This window comes from Paenibacillus oryzae, assembly GCF_001675045.1.
GTDB lineage: Bacteria > Bacillota > Bacilli > Paenibacillales > Paenibacillaceae > Pristimantibacillus > Pristimantibacillus oryzae.
This window is the reverse complement of the sequence record NZ_LYPA01000074.1, coordinates 107,564-125,490: the sequence shown is the minus strand read 5'-3', so window position 1 is coordinate 125,490 and position 17,927 is coordinate 107,564. Positions and strand designations below refer to the sequence as shown.

The 17,927-nt window shown below is 48.7% G+C and carries 17 protein-coding genes and 1 pseudogene; 9 read left to right on the top strand and 9 right to left on the bottom strand.

Annotated features, from left to right (window positions below; translation table 11 throughout):
• Positions 1-61: 61 nt before the first annotated feature.
• The 5 genes from A7K91_RS21560 to groL all read left to right on the top strand — a co-directional run bounded on the left by A7K91_RS21560 (position 62) and on the right by groL (position 6,087).
• Positions 62-1,189: a YhgE/Pip domain-containing protein gene (locus A7K91_RS21560; protein WP_068686541.1), complete on the top strand. Its 1,128-nt coding sequence runs from the start codon at positions 62-64 to the stop codon at positions 1,187-1,189.
• Between the two features lie 102 nt (positions 1,190-1,291).
• Positions 1,292-1,891 carry a TetR family transcriptional regulator gene (locus A7K91_RS21555; RefSeq protein ID WP_068686540.1) on the top strand — a complete coding sequence of 200 codons (600 nt, stop codon included), beginning with the start codon at positions 1,292-1,294 and terminating at the stop codon, positions 1,889-1,891.
• A complete protein-coding gene (locus tag A7K91_RS21550; RefSeq protein WP_068686539.1) occupies positions 1,888-3,867 on the top strand; it encodes a heparinase II/III family protein in 1,980 nt (659 codons plus the stop codon). Before A7K91_RS21555 ends, A7K91_RS21550 begins: the two co-directional genes overlap by 4 nt.
• A gap of 164 nt (positions 3,868-4,031) precedes the next feature.
• Entirely contained in the window at positions 4,032-4,313 is a 282-nt protein-coding gene (gene groES / locus A7K91_RS21545) for a co-chaperone GroES (protein WP_068686538.1), read from the top strand.
• Positions 4,314-4,449: 136 nt separating this feature from the next.
• Positions 4,450-6,087 (top strand): chaperonin GroEL, encoded by a 1,638-nt coding sequence (gene groL, locus A7K91_RS21540; protein ID WP_068686537.1) that lies wholly within the window; start codon positions 4,450-4,452, stop codon positions 6,085-6,087.
• A gap of 126 nt (positions 6,088-6,213) precedes the next feature.
• Here the strand turns inward: groL and A7K91_RS21535 are convergent, their stop codons facing one another.
• Positions 6,214-6,597, bottom strand: coding sequence for a type II toxin-antitoxin system VapC family toxin (locus A7K91_RS21535; RefSeq protein WP_068686536.1), 384 nt, complete (start codon positions 6,595-6,597; stop codon positions 6,214-6,216).
• Positions 6,584-6,832, bottom strand: coding sequence for a hypothetical protein (locus A7K91_RS21530; protein ID WP_068686535.1), 249 nt, complete (start codon positions 6,830-6,832; stop codon positions 6,584-6,586). Before A7K91_RS21530 ends, A7K91_RS21535 begins: the two co-directional genes overlap by 14 nt.
• Before the next feature lie 574 nt (positions 6,833-7,406).
• On the opposite strand from A7K91_RS21530, the gene A7K91_RS21525 reads away from it, so the two are divergent.
• Positions 7,407-8,510 carry a metallophosphoesterase gene (locus A7K91_RS21525; protein WP_068686534.1) on the top strand — a complete coding sequence of 368 codons (1,104 nt, stop codon included), beginning with the start codon at positions 7,407-7,409 and terminating at the stop codon, positions 8,508-8,510.
• Positions 8,511-8,752: 242 nt separating this feature from the next.
• Here the strand turns inward: A7K91_RS21525 and A7K91_RS27175 are convergent, their stop codons facing one another.
• Positions 8,753-8,920 (bottom strand): excalibur calcium-binding domain-containing protein, encoded by a 168-nt coding sequence (locus tag A7K91_RS27175; protein ID WP_245697741.1) that lies wholly within the window; start codon positions 8,918-8,920, stop codon positions 8,753-8,755.
• A pseudogene (locus tag A7K91_RS21520) lies at positions 8,915-9,397 on the bottom strand (NucA/NucB deoxyribonuclease domain-containing protein); the annotation flags it as partial. The gene A7K91_RS27175 and the pseudogene A7K91_RS21520, both read right to left, overlap by 6 nt.
• Before the next feature lie 373 nt (positions 9,398-9,770).
• Here A7K91_RS21520 and A7K91_RS21515 point away from each other — a divergent pair.
• The gene (locus A7K91_RS21515; RefSeq protein WP_068686532.1) at positions 9,771-11,594 is read left to right on the top strand and encodes an APC family permease; all 1,824 of its coding nucleotides are present in this window, start codon (positions 9,771-9,773) and stop codon (positions 11,592-11,594) included.
• A gap of 185 nt (positions 11,595-11,779) precedes the next feature.
• Here A7K91_RS21515 and A7K91_RS21510 read toward each other — a convergent pair whose 3' ends face one another.
• Positions 11,780-12,022: an aspartyl-phosphate phosphatase Spo0E family protein gene (locus A7K91_RS21510; RefSeq protein WP_068686531.1), complete on the bottom strand. Its 243-nt coding sequence runs from the start codon at positions 12,020-12,022 to the stop codon at positions 11,780-11,782.
• 307 nt (positions 12,023-12,329) lie between these two features.
• Entirely contained in the window at positions 12,330-12,446 is a 117-nt protein-coding gene (locus A7K91_RS26885) for a sporulation protein YjcZ (RefSeq protein WP_082967654.1), read from the bottom strand.
• A 294-nt stretch (positions 12,447-12,740) separates the two neighbouring features.
• Between A7K91_RS26885 and A7K91_RS26780 the strand changes: the two genes are divergently transcribed.
• Together A7K91_RS26780 and A7K91_RS21505 are read left to right on the top strand one after the other, a co-directional pair.
• Positions 12,741-12,893 carry a hypothetical protein gene (locus tag A7K91_RS26780; protein WP_169833441.1) on the top strand — a complete coding sequence of 51 codons (153 nt, stop codon included), beginning with the start codon at positions 12,741-12,743 and terminating at the stop codon, positions 12,891-12,893.
• A gap of 186 nt (positions 12,894-13,079) precedes the next feature.
• Positions 13,080-14,198, top strand: coding sequence for a CobW family GTP-binding protein (locus A7K91_RS21505; RefSeq protein ID WP_082967653.1), 1,119 nt, complete (start codon positions 13,080-13,082; stop codon positions 14,196-14,198).
• 128 nt (positions 14,199-14,326) lie between these two features.
• On the opposite strand, the gene A7K91_RS21500 is transcribed toward A7K91_RS21505, so the two are convergent.
• The 3 genes from A7K91_RS21500 to A7K91_RS21490 all read right to left on the bottom strand — a co-directional run bounded on the left by A7K91_RS21500 (position 14,327) and on the right by A7K91_RS21490 (position 17,813).
• Positions 14,327-15,169, bottom strand: a complete 843-nt coding sequence (locus A7K91_RS21500; RefSeq protein WP_068686530.1) for a carbohydrate ABC transporter permease — start codon at positions 15,167-15,169, stop codon at positions 14,327-14,329.
• 85 nt (positions 15,170-15,254) lie between these two features.
• The gene (locus A7K91_RS21495) at positions 15,255-16,136 is read right to left on the bottom strand and encodes a carbohydrate ABC transporter permease (RefSeq protein WP_068686529.1); all 882 of its coding nucleotides are present in this window, start codon (positions 16,134-16,136) and stop codon (positions 15,255-15,257) included.
• A 327-nt stretch (positions 16,137-16,463) separates the two neighbouring features.
• Entirely contained in the window at positions 16,464-17,813 is a 1,350-nt protein-coding gene (locus tag A7K91_RS21490) for an ABC transporter substrate-binding protein (RefSeq protein ID WP_068686528.1), read from the bottom strand.
• Between the last annotated feature and the right edge of the window lie 114 nt (positions 17,814-17,927).

The window sequence follows — 17,927 nt, the reverse complement described above, 5'->3', positions numbered from 1 at the left end:
GAATGATTAAAACGATTGTTTAAATTATTTGTTTAAATTATGCGTGATAGGGGAGAACATTATGGTTAAAGGCTTGCAAGCATTTATGAAGCGCTCTACGACTTGGGTAGGCATAATAACAGCGTTAATGTTTCAAATCATCTTTTCGGTTATTTGGATGACAGGTTATAATGGAATTACCGACAGGATGGAGCAGCTTTCTGTTGCTATTGTTAATGAGGATACGGCCATCGGTGTGCAAATTTCGCAGCGACTGATGGAGAGTATGCCTTTTGAAATGTCCAGTGAAGCTTCACTTGATGCTGCAAAGGAACGTTTGGACAAAAGAGATATCGGGATGATTTTGTTCATACCGGGAGATTTTACGGAGCAGTCTTCATCGGCGGCAGGCCATGGGAGCTTGCATTTTTATATGAACGAATCCAATCCCGCCATGATCAAAAGCATCATGAGCTCGGCTGCGGCAGGGATTGCGTCTGAGGTTAACCGTACAGCTGTAGCTTCCGGCATTGGACAGCAATTGACCGCTGGCGGGACGCCAAGCGAACAGGCTGCAGGCGCGGCGCAGGCTTTGTCCCAGCGGGTCATTGCTGAAACGCATGTTGTCCATACCGTTCAGGGGATGAATAACCAGATGGTGCCGATGATGATGGTTTTGGCCTCTTATGTCGGAGCGATGATTATGGGCATGAATCTGGAGCAGTCGTCGATCGCCTTGAAGTCCACGGTTAGCAAATGGAGCCGGTTTATTGCAAGGCTAATCATTAATGCAGGGTCAGCCGTGGTGATTTCACTAGTTGGTGTTAGCTTGCTCTCGCTGCTGGGGGGACAGATGGAAGGCGGCTTCCTTGCTCTATGGGGCTTTGAATTTATCTTTTTGCTTGTGTTTATGTTTGTCTCCCAGTTGTTTTTGTATTTGTTCGGCATGGCCGGCATGCTTCTGAATATTATGGCGCTATCCGCGCAGCTGGTTTCTTCCGGCGCTATGGTTCCACGGGAGCTGCTGTCGGATTTTTATAGCGGCTTGGGAGACGTGCTTCCGGCAACATATGCCGTGGACGGAACGATGAATGTGCTGTTTGGCGGGACCGGAACGGGAGAAGCCGTTGTTGCGCTGTCTCTGATTGGAGTGGTCGCGATTGCGGTTAGCGCCATTGCGACGCTGGCGAGGGAAAGAAGGGCTGCATAAGCCGGATTGTTTAAATTAGCAGCTTTTTGAGGACCTTCTTCCCCGCAGCGTAAGAAAATATCCCTTGCTATACTATGAAAAGGTCAATATTGGAGGGTATTTATGGCAGTTTTAGAGGACGCGGATATTAAAACGCGTATTTTGCAGGCGGCCAAAAAGCTGTTTGCGCAGCAGGGGTATGATGGAACCTCAATTCGTCAAATTTGTCAGGAGGCCGGCGCCAATGTGGCGCTGGTTTCCTATCATTTCGGCGGAAAAGAAAAGCTGTTCGCCGCATTATTCACTCATTTTTTCCCCAAGCAAAAAATGGATGACATTGATCCAGGGATGAATCCCGTGGATGGAGTCAAGCTGGTTATCCGCGAGGTTACCTATTTTCGGCAAGGCGATCCCCATTTTGTCAGCATTATTCAGCAGGAGATTACTTTGAACTCGCCGAGAATTGCCCACATTCGGGAGCATGTGCTGCCGACCTGGTTTTATCTGCGGAAGTGGATTGCGGAAGGCAGGGAGCAGGGCTATTTCCAATACAGGTCACTTGACAACGTTTTTTTGTCGGTGGTCGGAATTTTGCTGATGCATAGAGAGCAGCCGTATTGGAAGATGGTGCAAGAGGAAATCAGTGATTTGGAGGATCTTATCCTGGACATGACGGATTTTATTTTGCACGGGCTGCATTATAAAGGGGACGCTGCGACATGATTAAGTGGACAGGGGATAAGGAGCGGCTTAAGGAACAGATAAAAAATCTGCTTGAGGATAATCATGTTGTTGGCACGTTATCCATGCTGTGCGATGATGCCAATAGTATCGCCTTGGGTCTAAGACTTGCTTCAGATACCGGCTTGAAGGATTTGTTGGAGGAAATCAAGCTGGAGTCGCAGGCGCTTTTGGCGGAGCCTGAGCCGGAGCTGACAGAGGAGCTGTATGGCGCTTATCGGAAAACAGGCGAGCGTCTGTCGTATGAGCGTCCCTATTTTCGCAAGCGAAAGCGGCTGAATGCTTTTGCTATTATGGCGCTGGTGGAGCCTCAAAATGATACATATCGCAATGCGCTGCTTGAAATTGTGGAGTCCATCTGCAACGAAGCAACCTGGTGTTTGCCCGCTCATTATTCAGAGGAGCTGGGACCGTTGGGGAGCATCGACTTGTTTGCGGCGGAGACGGGGTTTGCACTTGCCGAGCTGTCTGTGCTGCTGCAGGACAAGCTTCCATCGGAGCTGCTGGACCGGATTGGCGATGAGGTGGAAAAAAGGCTGTTCCAGCCTTTTTTGAATGCGGTTTCTTATTCATGGGAAGGACTCCAGAATAACTGGTCTGCGGTATGCGGCGGTTCCATTGGGGCGGCTGCCCTGTATTTGATCACGGACAAGGACAGATTGTCCGCAATTCTGGAACGGTCCATAAAAGCAACAAGCTGCTTTCTGGAAGGCTACGGAGATGATGGGGCTTGCGTAGAAGGCTATTTGTACTGGCAATACGGCTTTGGTTATTATGTGTATTTCGTCTCCTTGCTCAAGCGTGCCACTGGAGGAGGGGCTGACGGATTCGCCATTCCGAAGGTGAAGCAAATCGCTATGTTTCAGCAGCGCTCCTTCTCCAGTCGGGGAACCGTTATTAATTTTTCAGATTCGCTTCCCCGCAGCGGCGTGTTCATGGGATTAACCTGGCGCTTGCGGGACGAATATCCAGAAATTGCGATGCCGCATCCTGAATTGCGCTGCGCCTACAGCGAGGATCATTGCGGGCGGTGGGCTCCAGCTCTGCGAAATTTGATATGGGCGTCTGGTCGGGAGCGGGCCGAAGCTGCTCATGAGGATTGGCCGGCTGAGGCGGTGTATATGGCAGACTCAGCGTGGATGGTATCTCGCCATGCAGGTAAGGATAATTCCGTATATTGTTTTGCGGCAAAAGGCGGGCATAACAACGAACCGCATAATCATAACGATTGCGGCAGCTTTCTGCTTCATGCAGACGGGGAGGCCTATCTGGCGGAGCTAGGCAGCGGCATGTATACGGAGGCTTATTTCGGCCCTCGGCGTTATCAGCATTGGTGCAACGGCTCGCAGGGACATTCCTTGCCCATTGTGAGCGGCTGCACGCAAAGCCCGGGAGATGCCTTTGCAGCGAAGATTATTACTGCAGAGATCGGCGGGGATGAGGACCGCTTTGCTCTTGAGCTGGCGGGGGCGTATCCCGAGGAAGCAGGGCTAAAGAGCTTGCTCCGGCAGTTCCGCTGGAGAAAAACCGGCAGACCCGTACTTGAGCTTAGGGATATTATTGTGTTCAAGGATTCAGCTTCTCTGGACAAAGCTGACTTGCTGGACAATTCTGCTGCGCCGAAAACTTCTTTGGAGATGGGGAATTCTTTTGAGGTGAAGGATAGAGGTTTTGGCGAAGGAACTGCTCCGTTTGGAGAGAACGTGCTGACAGAGAGGTTTATTACGCTGCTAGAGCCAAAGCTGGAGCGAACGGGAAGGATTTTGCTTGAGGCCGGGCGAAAGCTGAGCATTCATTATGACGAGCATTTATGGTCGCCTCAAGTGACAAAACGCTCCGATACCGATCATTTCGGGCGAGAGCGGAGCTGGTATAGTCTTGATTTTACTTGGATGGGGGACAAGGCTGCAGTAAGGGGTGGAGAGATTGCTGCTTGTTTTGAGTTTGCCTTTGCGTGATGCGCCCGCTGCCGGCAGCCAAGAAAAATATCCCTGAAAATTGATGCCAGGCACTTGAAATCAGATTCGAAAAAAAGTATTATAAAGATGGTTGTTAGCACTTAACGCTTATGAGTGCTAACAAATTGACAATAAGCGACAATATTAGAAGGAGGCTATTTTCAATGATTAAACCTTTGGGTGAACGCGTATTGATTGAACCAATCGCGAAGGAAGAAACAACTGCGAGCGGCATCGTGCTGCCGGATACGGCGAAGGAAAAGCCGCAAGAGGGCAAAGTAATCGCTGTTGGCAGCGGCGCGCTGAAAGACGGCGTACGCGTAGCATTGGAAGTAAAAGAAGGCGACCGCGTTCTGTTCTCCAAATATGCGGGAACTGAAATCAAATACGAAGGCAAAGAGTATTTGATCATGAAGGAAAGCGACATCCACGCGATTTTTGAATAGGCGTTTTTTAAATAAAAAACGTTTTGTTACCTTGCACATGATGCGTTTAGGGATACCGCTACTTCATAACGTGAGGTCGCGGATTCCGGAACAACTTACACATACTTAACATGACTATTCGGGAGGTTATTCACTCATGGCTAAAGAGATTAAATTCAGTGAAGACGCTCGCCGCTCCATGCTGCGCGGCGTTGACGCTTTGGCAAATGCGGTAAAAGTAACACTCGGTCCTAAAGGCCGCAACGTGGTGCTTGAGAAAAAATTCGGCAGCCCGCTTATTACCAATGACGGTGTTTCCATCGCTAAGGAAATCGAGCTGGAAGACGCTTTTGAAAACATGGGCGCTCAACTGGTTAAAGAAGTAGCAACAAAAACAAACGATGTAGCAGGCGACGGTACAACTACGGCAACCGTTCTGGCTCAAGCTATGATTCGCGAAGGTCTGAAAAACGTTACAGCCGGCGCTAACCCTATGGTTATCCGCAAAGGTATCGAAAAAGCGGTTAAAGCTGCTGTTGAAGAGCTGAAATCCATCTCCAAGCCTATCGAAGGCAAACAATCCATTGCTCAGGTTGCGGCTATCTCTTCCGCTGACGAAGAAGTAGGCGAGCTGATCGCTGAAGCTATGGAGAAGGTTGGAAACGACGGCGTTATTACCGTTGAAGAATCCAAAGGCTTCAATACGGAGCTGGAAGTGGTTGAAGGCATGCAGTTCGACCGCGGCTACATCTCCCCTTATATGATTACGGATACTGACAAAATGGAAGCTGTCCTCGACAACCCTTACATTTTGATCACCGACAAAAAAATCTCCAACATTCAGGAAATCCTGCCTGTTCTGGAGAAGGTTGTACAATCCGGCAAGCAGCTTCTGATCATTGCTGAAGATGTGGAAGGCGAAGCTCAAGCAACTCTGGTTGTAAACAAGCTGCGCGGCACATTCACTTGCGTTGCGGTTAAAGCTCCTGGCTTCGGCGACCGCCGCAAAGCTATGCTGCAAGACATCGCTGCTCTGACTGGCGGCCAAGTCATTACAGAGGAGCTGGGCCTTGAGCTTAAATCCACTGTTGTTGAACAACTGGGCTCCGCTCGTCAAATCCGCATCACTAAAGAAAACACAATCATCGTTGACGGCGCTGGCAACAAAGCCGACATCGATGCTCGTGTTAACCAAATCCGTGCTCAACTGGAAGAAACAACTTCCGATTTTGATAAAGAAAAACTGCAAGAGCGTCTGGCTAAACTGGCTGGCGGCGTAGCGGTTATCAAAGTTGGCGCAGCGACTGAAACCGAGCTGAAAGAGCGCAAGCTTCGCATTGAAGATGCTCTGAACTCCACTCGCGCTGCTGTAGAAGAAGGCATCGTTTCCGGCGGCGGTACAGCGCTGGTTAACGTATACAAAGCAGTTGCTGCTGTTTCCGCTGAAGGCGACGAAGCTACTGGCGTTAACATCGTGCTCCGCGCTCTGGAAGAGCCAATCCGCACAATTGCAGCTAACGCAGGCCAAGAAGGCTCCGTTATCGTTGAGCGCCTGAAAAACGAAAAAGTAGGCATCGGCTACAATGCTGCCACAGGCGAATGGGTAAACATGTTCGACGCAGGTATCGTTGACCCTGCCAAAGTAACTCGCTCCGCACTGCAAAACGCTGCTTCCGTAGCAGCTATGTTCCTGACAACCGAAGCTGTCGTTGCCGACAAGCCTGAGCCTAAAGGCGCAGCTGGCGCCGGCATGCCGGACATGGGCGGCATGGGTGGAATGGGCGGAATGATGTAAATTGACCTGAAATCCCTTGCCTAGCAAGGAATCTCAAGTTAAAAAACGTCATATGACCACATTCTGACTACATGAATAAAAAATAGGCTTCTCACGAGTTCAGTCGAACTTTGTGAGAAGCCTATTTTATTTAGCGTTGCGAAGTTGATCAAGCATTTGGTTAAGCTTCTTGTCAAAAGTGAAAACGGTATGACTGCCGATCTTTGAGTAGGCGAAGAGAAGCGAATCAACAAAATCGATTTTGATTTCACTGTAGACCTTCAAAGCTTCGATCAGCATATTTTTGTCATGTGTTGTAATATTGCTGTATGTGAGCAGGTTCTTCAATGCATCAAAGATACTGACTCTTTCGACCTTGTATACCTTTTCCAACACATATACGACTTCGGCGATGACTTCGTTAGGGATAAAGATATAATGGTTTTCAATTTTGTCTTTAGCTGGTTCAATGAACTGAGCCGCATCTTGAAGCAAATAACGCAGTATTACATTTGCATCAGCGATGTTCATGTTTGTCCTGCACACCCTTTTCCCATGCGCCTTGTTCGAATTGGATTAAATCCAAATTAGCGTATTGCTTTAGAGAACCTCTGGCAGTATGGGAAGAAGCGGTGGGACGTTTGTAAAGAGAGGAGTCCCCAATAGGCAATATGATTAATTCGACATCCTGATTTTGAAGGTCTTCAGGAAGATCAACGATATGTTTTAAAGCGTCACTGTTTGTGATTTTTCTGACGAAGTTCATATTAATCACCGTCCTTAAATTAATTATAGCTGATTCAGGGCGTACTCACAATTACCAAACTTACAGGAGCATCCAGAAGCTGGTGTTACTAAACGAGAGGTCATGGAGCAGCGGGCTTGCTGCACTGGCTGAAAGCATTAAGCCTACGAATAGTTTAATGTAAATCCGCAATATTCGCAGTTTTTGTATTCTTCAGGAAGAATTATGGCTCGTGCTCCACAGCCTGTGCAGGTAACCGTCTTAGGTCGAGAGGGGGAATTCCGTTGCTGTTGAGACCCATTATGCTGGTATTGCTGCTGCAAGGGATTTGAAGACTATGATGGCTGCAGAAGTCTTAAGTTTGTTCGCTGACCGGCCCAACCGTGAATGTGCGTCAGCTGGCCTTGAAGTCATGTTATTTTGGCTGTATGTGTATTGGATAAAAAGTTGCATCAGGGACTTATGCCGCTTGTTTATTATTGTACGTGATTTGTGAAGAATTCAACAGTCCTCATTCTCTACGGCAAAGTAGTGCGGGGTTATTGTATCGTGTATGATAGAGATATGAATCTACTTCAGGAGGACAGGCGCAAATATGTTTGTATTAGTGGGAATTCTTTTTTTGCTTTTGTATGGCGTGCTAGTTTTTTATATCGGCTGGAGCGGGTGGAACTGGATGCGTCCTGCCGTATCGGCCAAGTTTAAAATCGCGTATGTTGTTGTATTGGTTCTTTTGGCCTCATCCTTTATTCTGGGGAGATTTTTTGGAGATTTCGCCTTATTAAGCATGATTGGCTCCTACTGGCTCGCTATTTTTTCGTTGCTTTTGTTAATGCTCCCGCTTGTCCATTTGACGACATGGCTGCTTCGCCTGACCTCGCTGCCACGGCATTCCGTGCAAAAGTGGGCGGGCTCGCTAACGCTTGTAGCGCTTGTTTCGCTGCTTATTTACGGCTCTTACAATGCCTATACTCCCATTGTGCGGGAATATGACGTTCAATTGGATAAGAAGGTCGAGGGATTGTCGGAGCTGAAAATAGTGATGGCGGCGGATATGCATTTTGGCCTTCTGTCGGGCAAAAACCATGCCAAACGTCTGGTGGAGGAAATTAATGCGTTAAAGCCGGATCTGGTGTTGTACCCCGGAGATATCATTGATGATGACTTGGATGCGTATTTGAAGCGGGGAATAGATGAAATCATTAGCGAGATCAATGCGCCTTATGGGGTTTATGCCTCGCTCGGCAACCATGACAAGCTGGACGGCCCCTTGGAGGAGCTGATCGACGCTCTGGAGCGCAGCAATATGAAGGTGCTTTACGACGAAGGCATTGTCATTGACGATAAACTGACGCTAGTTGGCCGTAAGGACCGGACAGAAAGCGACCGTGCGACGATGGAAGAGCTGATGAGCACGGTGGATCATTCGAAACCCGTTATTGTATTGGATCACCAGCCCTACGATCTCGGTATAGCTGCCGATAATGGGGTAGATCTTATGGTGTCAGGCCACACGCACCGCGGCCAAATCGCGCCGGCCAATCTCATAACAAGCGCGATTTTTGAAAATGATTGGGGTTACCTGCAAAAGGATTCCCTTCACTCCGTTGTTACGTCAGGCTTCGGCTTCTGGGGACCGCCAATTCGCATTGGCAGCCAGTCGGAGATCGTGTTGATTAATTTGAAGTTTGATTCTTAGCAGGCTGTACAACATAGGACTCCCATATTGTCATAACAATAAAAGAGGCATCGCTTTCGTTAAAGTAACGGAGGTGATGCCTCTTTTCTAAAAATATTTTTTAATCTTGATGGCACTCTTGAAGATATAAGCTAAGGGTAAATGCAACTTTACCAGAGTTGCCTCAGGGATTATTGCTAAATTAGGCTAAGCAATTATTGAGTTTCTGCTTCCCCCGTCTCCAAAAGACTTAGAAATACTACTTACTGACAAGCAACCCCATCCCCATCGCGGTCCAGCTTGGACGAGTAACCGGGATCGCCCTTGTACAAGGGTGCTTTCCCGGCTTCGCGGACCGCTGCGCAATTGGCGTAAACGACCTCTTCGTCGCCTGCTGGCGCATCTGGAAACAGATTCTCCGGCTTCTCCACCACAAACAGCACCTTTGTTCCATCCGGATAATCCGAAAGCTGATGTCCAACCCAGCTTCCTGCGCCGCGGTTGTCGCTGGAGGCGACATAAGCGACGCTGGCGCCTTCGCCGCCTTCCTTGCACATGGCCATTGGCCATTCATCGCGGTCATAGCCTTTTTTGGTATCTATGCCGGCGAGCGATTTTTTACGGTTGGCTTCTGCGCCAGCCCTGTCTATCGTGCAAACATTGCTATGCCCTTGCTCGATAGCGCCATAAATATGAAGCGCAGTTTCAGGGTATTTTTCACTCGGAAACAGAAGCTCGTAGTCATAGCTGGTATTCTTTGCTTCCCCTGGGGAGAGAGTAACGGTAACACCGCCACATGCGGAGAGGGTTAGAATGGCTGCAATGAGCGTAAAAGTTAGCAAATAAAGCTTGAGCAGCCCCGAAGCCTTTTTTAAGCTTAAGCGTTCAAGTGTAAAACGGTCCTTCATAATGGTTGGCCCCCTCTGACTGGTATAGATGTATGGGTACACGCGGCCCCCGAACCATTTTATAACAAAATGGCTCGATTGACGAGAAAAGCTATACCGGAACGTAGGGGCGCCTGCGCAAGCAGGGAATCAGATTATGTTTTTGATGAAAAGGTAGGAATAAAAGGTACCTGTTTTCATGAAAATACACGAAAACAGAAGAGCGTCCGCGAGCGCTGCATTTGTAAGCGAAATATTGTGCTGCAACAGAGCAAAATTAGCGATTTTCAGTCTAAAATGAAATTTTACTGTAAGCGTCGCCAGGCGTATAGTTCATATATCGCGATTCATTTTAGTTGCAAGATTTTATTCAGAAGGCAGGCGATGAACGCCTATGTTGTCCGACGCGAAAAAATGGCTGATTGGCAAACCGCTTAAATCAAATGAACTGGGAGAGCAAAAGCTGAACAAACGGAAGGCGCTGGCGATTCTGTCCTCCGATGCTTTATCCTCCGTCGCTTACGGGCCGGAGCAAGTGTTTATTGTGCTTGCCGCTGCGGGAGCAGCCGCTTATTGGTATTCCATCCCGATTGGGATGGGCGTGCTGCTGCTGCTGACTGTGCTCATTTTGTCCTACCGTCAAATCCTGTACGCTTATCCGCAGGGCGGCGGTGCTTATGTCGTCGCCAAGGAGCAGCTTGGCGTTTACCCCGGACTCATCGCGGGCGGCTCTTTGCTTGTCGATTATATTTTGACCGTTGCGGTCAGCGTTTCGGCAGGGACGGATGCAATTACCTCCGCAATTCCGATTCTGCATGAATACAACGTTCCGATTGCTATTTTGTTCGTAATGGTCATTACGCTGCTGAACTTGAGAGGCCTCACGGAATCTGCATCCATTATGGCGTATCCCGCCTATTTGTTTGTACTGGCGCTGCTTATTTTGATCATCGGCGGCTTATGGCGTATTGCGACCGGTCAGGAGCCGCCGGGAGCGCATGGCACATTTGGCGTGCCGGTAGCTGGAGTCGGACTGTTTTTGCTGGTAAAGGCTTTTGCTTCCGGCAGCTCAGCATTAACAGGGGTTGAAGCGATATCCAACGCAATTCCTAATTTCAAAGCTCCAGCTGCCCAAAATGCGGTCAGAACATTGCTCGCAATGGGGATTCTGCTTGCGGTTTTATTCGCGGGTATCCTTTTTCTTGCCTATTATTACGGCATTTCGCCCCGTCCTGAGGTGACGCTTGTTTCGGATATCGCGGAGCGAACCTTTGGCCGCGGCTTCGTTTATTACCTGATTCAGGGCGTGACGGCGCTTATTCTGATTTTGGCCGCCAATACGGGCTATTCGGCTTTCCCGATGCTTGCGGTTAATTTGGCAAAAGATAAATTTGTGCCCCGAATGTTTTCGGCAAGAGGCGATCGATTAGGGTATTCCAATGGCATCATTGCGCTGGGATTGCTGTCGATTGTACTCATTATCGCTTTTCAGGGGCGTACGGAACGGCTTATTCCGCTTTATGCAGTGGGCGTGTTTATTCCATTTGCGCTTTCGCAAACGGGCATGACCTTGAAGTGGCTCCGCGAAAAGCCAAAGGGCTGGGCGCTTAAGCTAGGCATTAATGCAATAGGGGCATTGGCGAGTCTGACGGTTGTGCTGATCTTTTTTGTGACAAAACCGACGCAGGTGTGGCCGGTGCTTATTTTTCTGCCGGCGCTGATTGTAGTGTTTCTTCTCATTCGCGGCCACTATCGTGCGGTTGGGGACGGGCTCAGAATAAGCGAGGAGCACGAACCTTCCATTGAAGGAAATGTGCTGATTGTACCGGTGGCGGGCATTACGAAGGTTGTGGAGGGTTCGCTCAATTATGCAAGATCCTTGGCTGCCGATCACTTAATCGCTGTTCATGTCAGCTTCGATCGGGAAGAGGAAGAAGCATTCCGGGTAAAATGGGCCGAGTGGCAGCCCGATGTTCGTCTGGTAACCTTGCACTCGCCGTACCGGAGCATCATTCAGCCGTTGTCCAAATTTATTGATGTCATGCAGCGTAAAGCAGGAGCGGCAAATTACCGGGTGACGGTTATTATTCCCCAGTTTGTTCCCAAAAAGGGCTGGCATAATATGCTGCATAACCAATCCGGCTTTTTGCTCCATACGTATTTGCTGTACAGGCGCGATATTATTGTTACGACCGTTCCGTACCATTTGCCTAAATAACATGTCTGGACGATCGGGGCAGGGGATCACGCAGATACTGTCATATCGTTCGTCTTCATTGCTCATATGCAAAAAAAACGGTGCTGTCCGAAAAGTTACGCGGCACGCATAACTATTCTGCAGGTACCGCTTTTGTTGAATATTTATTACACCGTAACAGACTTTTCGGACAGCTCCGTCTATGTTTAACCGACCATACGTTTGGCAACCGTTTTTGGCTTTTCCGTCCCAGTTGTAGAGCAGGAGGAAGAGCCATATGTATTGCATATGTCGAAGTGGGGACATTTTCGGTATTGCACTAGGGCGTCGTCCAGCTTTTGGCTGGCGGCAAGCACCGAAGGATCGGTAAAGGATTCGTGCTGTTCAAATGCCAGCTCCATCATGCTGCGGAGTCTTTCAATCCCTTCCCTGCAAGCACATAGAGTCATAGAATCACCGACCTCCCGAGTTTAAGCTGTGCTTTCTTCTAAGTTTACAACTAATAGAGATTAATGGCTATATGTGGAAGGTTATTTTTGCATAAAAAGTTTTATGAATATCGTATTCAATGAGACTAGAGTCCAATTTTTAGGAATTGCGCAATGAAGAATTAATTTGACAATCCCGAGTTAATAGCCGGATCATTCGCAAAAAGACTTTCAATTGGAAAGGCCCGCCAAATGGCGGGCCTTTCATCAGTTAGACGAGAGCTGTAATCATCGATGCATGCATGGAGGATGCATTACATATGATCAATTACCATTTGCCGCCGTAGCCGCCCCAGCCGAAGCTGCAAGCGATGATCACCAGCAAAATGAAGAGAACCAGGATCGCACCAACGTTGTTATAAGCACCACCAACGCAACCGGACATTAAACATGCACCTCCTTACGTTTTGAGTACAGTGTAGGTTATGCGCCTGATGTGCTGGTTGATTGGGCAGCTGTTCCTATGGCAATTGAACTTCGGCTTTTGCCTAATGCGAGGATATTTGTGAGGCAATGGATGGACATGTAACGGGGTGTGGACTGACAATTCGCCGTGACCGGGGCTGATGGTTTGGGCGTATACAAAAATAAGCAAACGCACATATTTCCGAAACGCCTATACCGTTTTCCAACTTATACATAGGATACTGTACCTTGAGAAAAAAGGAGATGACAATGAATGAACTATGCAGCAAACGTTTCTGGCGGCGGAAACAACCACTATCCTGTAGCAGGCGCAGCTTGCGGTCCTGTAGGCGGCTTTAACAGTGCTGGAAGCATCCTCGTGCTCTTTATCCTTCTGGTAATCATTACTCGCGCTTGCCTGTACTAATTATCTCTCCCTTTCCATTGCCTATAACAAGCTGAGATAGCATGCAGAACTCCTGGGCGGTTTTCGTCCAGGCGTTTTGCGTTGATGCATAACCGAGGATAGGGCTAATCCCTATATTTTGATATACTACATATATAAACACGGCGCCATCCGCGCTTTAGTTGCAAAAGAAACAGGAGAGAGAATATGACACAAAAGACAAATACAAATACAAACGGCGATCCTTTGTTTGCCCCGGATTCCAGCAAAAACAATACAGGCGGGCTTACGCCGGTTTATTTGCTTGCAGGGTTTCTTGGCAGTGGCAAAACAACGCTGCTTCTGGCATTGCTTGAGCGTTTAAAGGCGCAGGGGAGAAAACCAGCCGTCATTATGAACGAGCTTGGCGACGTAAATTTGGAGCGCCAGCTTTTTGACGACGAGCTGCCTATGTCCGAGCTGCTGGGCGGGTGCATCTGCTGCAGCAGCAGGGGAGATTTGAGTCTGGAAATTCATGGACTGATGGAACGGGAGCAGCCCGATATTATTTTGATTGAAGCAACGGGAGCCGCAAATCCACTGGAATCCATCGATGGGATTACGGAAGCGTCCATGTATCAGAAGGTTCAGCTACAGGGCGTTATTACAGTAGTGGATGGGTCATTATTGCTGGAACGAGGGAGAAATGGAAAGGGCAAAACCTTCAAGCTGTTGTTGGAGGGCGTTCGTTGTGCAACACTGCTTGTATTGGGTAAAGGGGACAGGCTGGAGCCCGAGGAGAAGGTGGAGGCGCAGCAATTGCTAAGAGAATGGAATGCGTATGCGCCCATCGTTTCTTCATTCCGCGGACAGCTGGAGGATTGGACTCCATTTGAGGACATGGATAATGGAGCAGCCGTTTCTAGACAACATGAAACACAGACGGAAACAGAGGGACAGCCCCGGTCCACACAAATCCAATCTGCACAAATGCAATCTGTACAAAGCCGTTCCCCCTTTAACATGATTTCATCCAAAGCTGGTCAGGATCATGATCATGTTATGGCCGTTACTTATTATTTTGAAGGGCCGGTTGATAGCGAAGCCTTTGAGGAACTGCTGAATACATTGCCGGACAATATTTATCGCGCCAAAGGCATCGTCAGGTTTGGCGACACATCAAGCGGCAGCCGCTTTTTGTTCCAGTACGCGTATAAGGAAACCGATTTTATGCGAATTGAACCGCAAGGGGACGTCCACGACGTCGCCGTGTTTATCGGGGAGCATTTTTCCCGGCAGGAGCTGGTGGAAAAACTGGAGCAGCTTAAAGGGATTCAAGGAGCATAGTTTCCAAGCAACGTTTCTGACGAAAACACGGGACGGTTGTTCCCGGATTTCCTGAAGGATAGGAGCAAATAGCCAAATCCGGGAACGAATACAAGCGAACATTGGAAGCGGTTAGGAAAAACCAAACCTTACCCCTTAACCGCGGAACCTACTGTTAATGCATTCTCCACCTGCTCGCTGAACAAAACGTAGATGAGCACCGTTGGCAAGCTCGCAATCGTCATGGCGGCGCCCATCGCGCCCCAGTCGGTTGTGAATTGGCCCTGGAAGAACAAGAGGCCAAGCGGGAGCGTTTTCAGGCTTTCTTTTGTAATGAGAATAACGGCCATCGTAAACTCATTCCATGAGTTAAGGAAAATAAAAATAACCATTGTTGCCAGGGCAGGCTTGATAATCGGCAGCATAATGCTGAAGAACGTTCGATAGATGCTGGCCCCGTCGATACAAGCCGATTCCTCCATTTCAATGGGGATGCTGCGGAAGAAGCCGTAGAATACCATGGATGCAAAAGAAATATTAAAGGCGATATACGGAACCATCAGCGCCCCGTATGTATTTGCGAGATTCAAGTCCCGCACCAGAATGGCAAGCGGTATCATAATTACTTGAATCGGAATAAACATGCCGATCAGAATATACGTGTGCGCCAGCTTGCTGAAGCGCCAGCGAAGGCGAGCCGCAGCATATGAGAACATAACCGCCAGCAGCAGCGCGCCCAATACGGTGACAATCGCAACAAGCAGGCTGTTCATAAAATAGACCGGCACATCGTAATTTGACCAGGCCGCCACATAATTTTCGAAGCGCAGCGTGGCAGGCGGCCCAAAGGGATTGGTTACAAAAATCTCATCATTATTTTTGAACGAATAAAAGATCATCCAGAGCAGAGGGTACACCGATATAAGCGCATACAGCCAAAGGAAGATCGGCAGTCCAGGCCTGCTTTTTCTCATTCTCATTATCCAGGTCATGTTGTTTGATCACTCCTGCCTTGAAAATAGTTTCCATGTTCCCGCAGTACCGGGCAGCTACTAAGCATACGTGTTGACACGGCCTCTAATATGTCAGGCGTTCTCTCGCAATAAAGCGATTGATGATGAGCGTTGCGAGCAAGCATTCCAGTACAAGAATAGCCGCCGCCGCGCTGCCATAACCAAATTCTCCAACGCGGAACGCCGAGCGATACATCAGATAGGTAAGCGTGTAAGTCGATGTTCCCGGGCCGCCGCTTGTCATGATGAACATGTTTGCAAAAGCATTTAAGCCGCCCGTGATGGCAAACACCAGACAAAATTTGTAGGTCTCCGCCATCATTGGAATGTTGATCTTCCAGATCGCTTGAAGCTTTGTTGCGCCATCGATGCGAGCCGCCTCCATATATTGCTCGGGAACGGACTTTACTCCGGCAAGCAGCAGGGCAAAGTGATAGCCCATATATTGCCATGCATTCACAAACGCAATGGCGATAATGGCTGTTTTGCTGCTGGACAGCCAGTCCTGACGATAGGACAAACCAAGCATGTCAAACACCCGATTGATAAGCCCGTAGTCGGCGTTATAGATGGAGAGCCAAAGCTGGCACACAACCGTAATGGAGAGGACAACGGGAATAAAGAAGGCAATTCGCAAAATCCGGCGTCCCTTAAACTTCATATCGGCAACCGCAAACGCCAGCACCGTGCCAATCCCGATTTGCGTAACCGTTATAATCAAAGCGAAGATCAGACCGTTATATACTGAGGTAAAAAACAGCCGGTCCTCGAACAGCCGCTTGTAGTTGTCGAACCAAATGAACGTTCCTTCCGTCAGGCCGTCCCATTCATACAGGCTGCGGAAAAAGGTTTGCACGATGGGGTAAAACACCATCACGCTATACAGCAGGAGGGCAGGCAATATAAACAATAATATCGCTGTTTTGTTTCCGAGAAATTTGTTCATCTCATCACATCCTTATGTCGATCTAACCGCTGAAGGCGCAGGCGCACCCTCTTGAGAGAGAGTAAAAAGGGGCTGTTCGAAAAGTCTGTTACGGTGAATAACTATTCAGCAAAACCGGTACCTGCAGGAAAAGGGTGTCTTGGAGGCTCAAACCTATTTGTCCGCTTTATTTTGATCCTATTTTTTAGTGGATAAAAGCCGACAAAAAAACTCGCCCTCGAGACACCCTTTCCCCTCCGGTCCTCTCTGCTGAATAGTTATTCGTTCCGCTTGACTTTTCGGACAGCCCCTCTCCTTATCCTGCAGAATATATAGGGCAGTCTGCTCTTATTTGGCCTGAGGGATCGCCTTGTTTACGTCCTGCACAAAGTCGTCAGCGCTGTATGCCCCGGTCATGAGGCTTTGCGTAGCGTCCTCAATTGCCGCTTTGAACTTGGCATCGGACATCCCCCATGCAAAGGCGGTTGTGCTCGTGATTTTGCCAATATCATCGGACAACTGCTGCATCATTGGCGGATATTCCGTGACGATAGCTTTATCCACCTTTGTTGCGACAAGCGGGTTGCCGCGTTCGGTATATTTGTATTCCGCATATTTCAGGGAGATGAACGCCGCGACCTTCGCCGTAAGCTCAGGGTCCTTAGTATCCGGGTTAACGGCGTAGCCAGCCGGTCCGCCGCCACCGCTGAATGCGTATTTGCTGGCTTCATAGTTTGCTGCATCTTTTCCAGGGAAGTACATCCAGCCTACTTTATCGCCAAGCTGTTTCGTTGATTCTGCAATTTCCCACTGGCCGTTCAGGAACATCGCTGCTTTTCCTTGATGGAACAATGCTGCCGCCTGGTCATAGTTGAGGTTTGTCGCGCCTTTTGGCAGCAGGCCCGCTTTCACCAGTTCAACCAGCTTTTCCGCTGCTTCCTTGTAAGCGGCGTCGCTGGCGCTGGCTTCGCCCTTATCCAGCTTCACAATACCGCTTGCGTCATTGCGAGTGGCAAACATGTCATAGAGCGCAACCGTAATCCATTTTTCTTTAGCAAATAAGGACATCGGCGTAATTCCGGCGGCATTAAATGTATTAACGGCTTGCATTAGCTCGTCGTACGTGGTTGGCAGCGCGACGTTGTTTTGCTCAAACAGCTCCTTGTTGTAGAACAGAAGCGCAAACTCATTTCCCGCATAAGGGAATGCGTAAGTGTGTCCGTCATCCGTTACGAGCGTATTCATCGTGCTTGGATACATTTTGTCCCTGAAGCCAAGCTCGTCAACGTATTTGTCCAGCTCCAGAATGTTGCCCGATTTTTTGAACGTGTTGATGATATCAAGGCCCGCTTGGAAAATATCGGGAAGATTGCCGGTCGCAGCGTAGGTTTTCAGCTTTTGCCCATCATCCTGCGCCTGAATTTCCAGCTCCAGCTCGACATTTGGCATTTCCTTCTTTAGCTCGGCTACAGCATAGTCATAAGGGAGCTTCGTGTCATCATCGGCATACTGGGCGTAAATGCGCAGCTTTACCGGCTCGGCTGTTGCTTCTGTAGGCAATGCTTCCGTAGACGTCGCTCCTTCTGCTGCCGGAGCGGGAGAATTCGTAGCGCCTCCGTTTTTTGTATTGCTGCTTGATCCGCAAGCCGCAACAAATACCAGGCTTAAGCTCATAAGTGCAATTGCTAGCTTCTTCATTAGGTGACCTCCCGATTAGGTTTCTCTTTACAAGTTTGATTATAGTAGGCGCCCCTTCTTATGGTAATGAAAAAAACGCTTCCTTTTGGTAAAATCCGCGCCAGATTATTTATT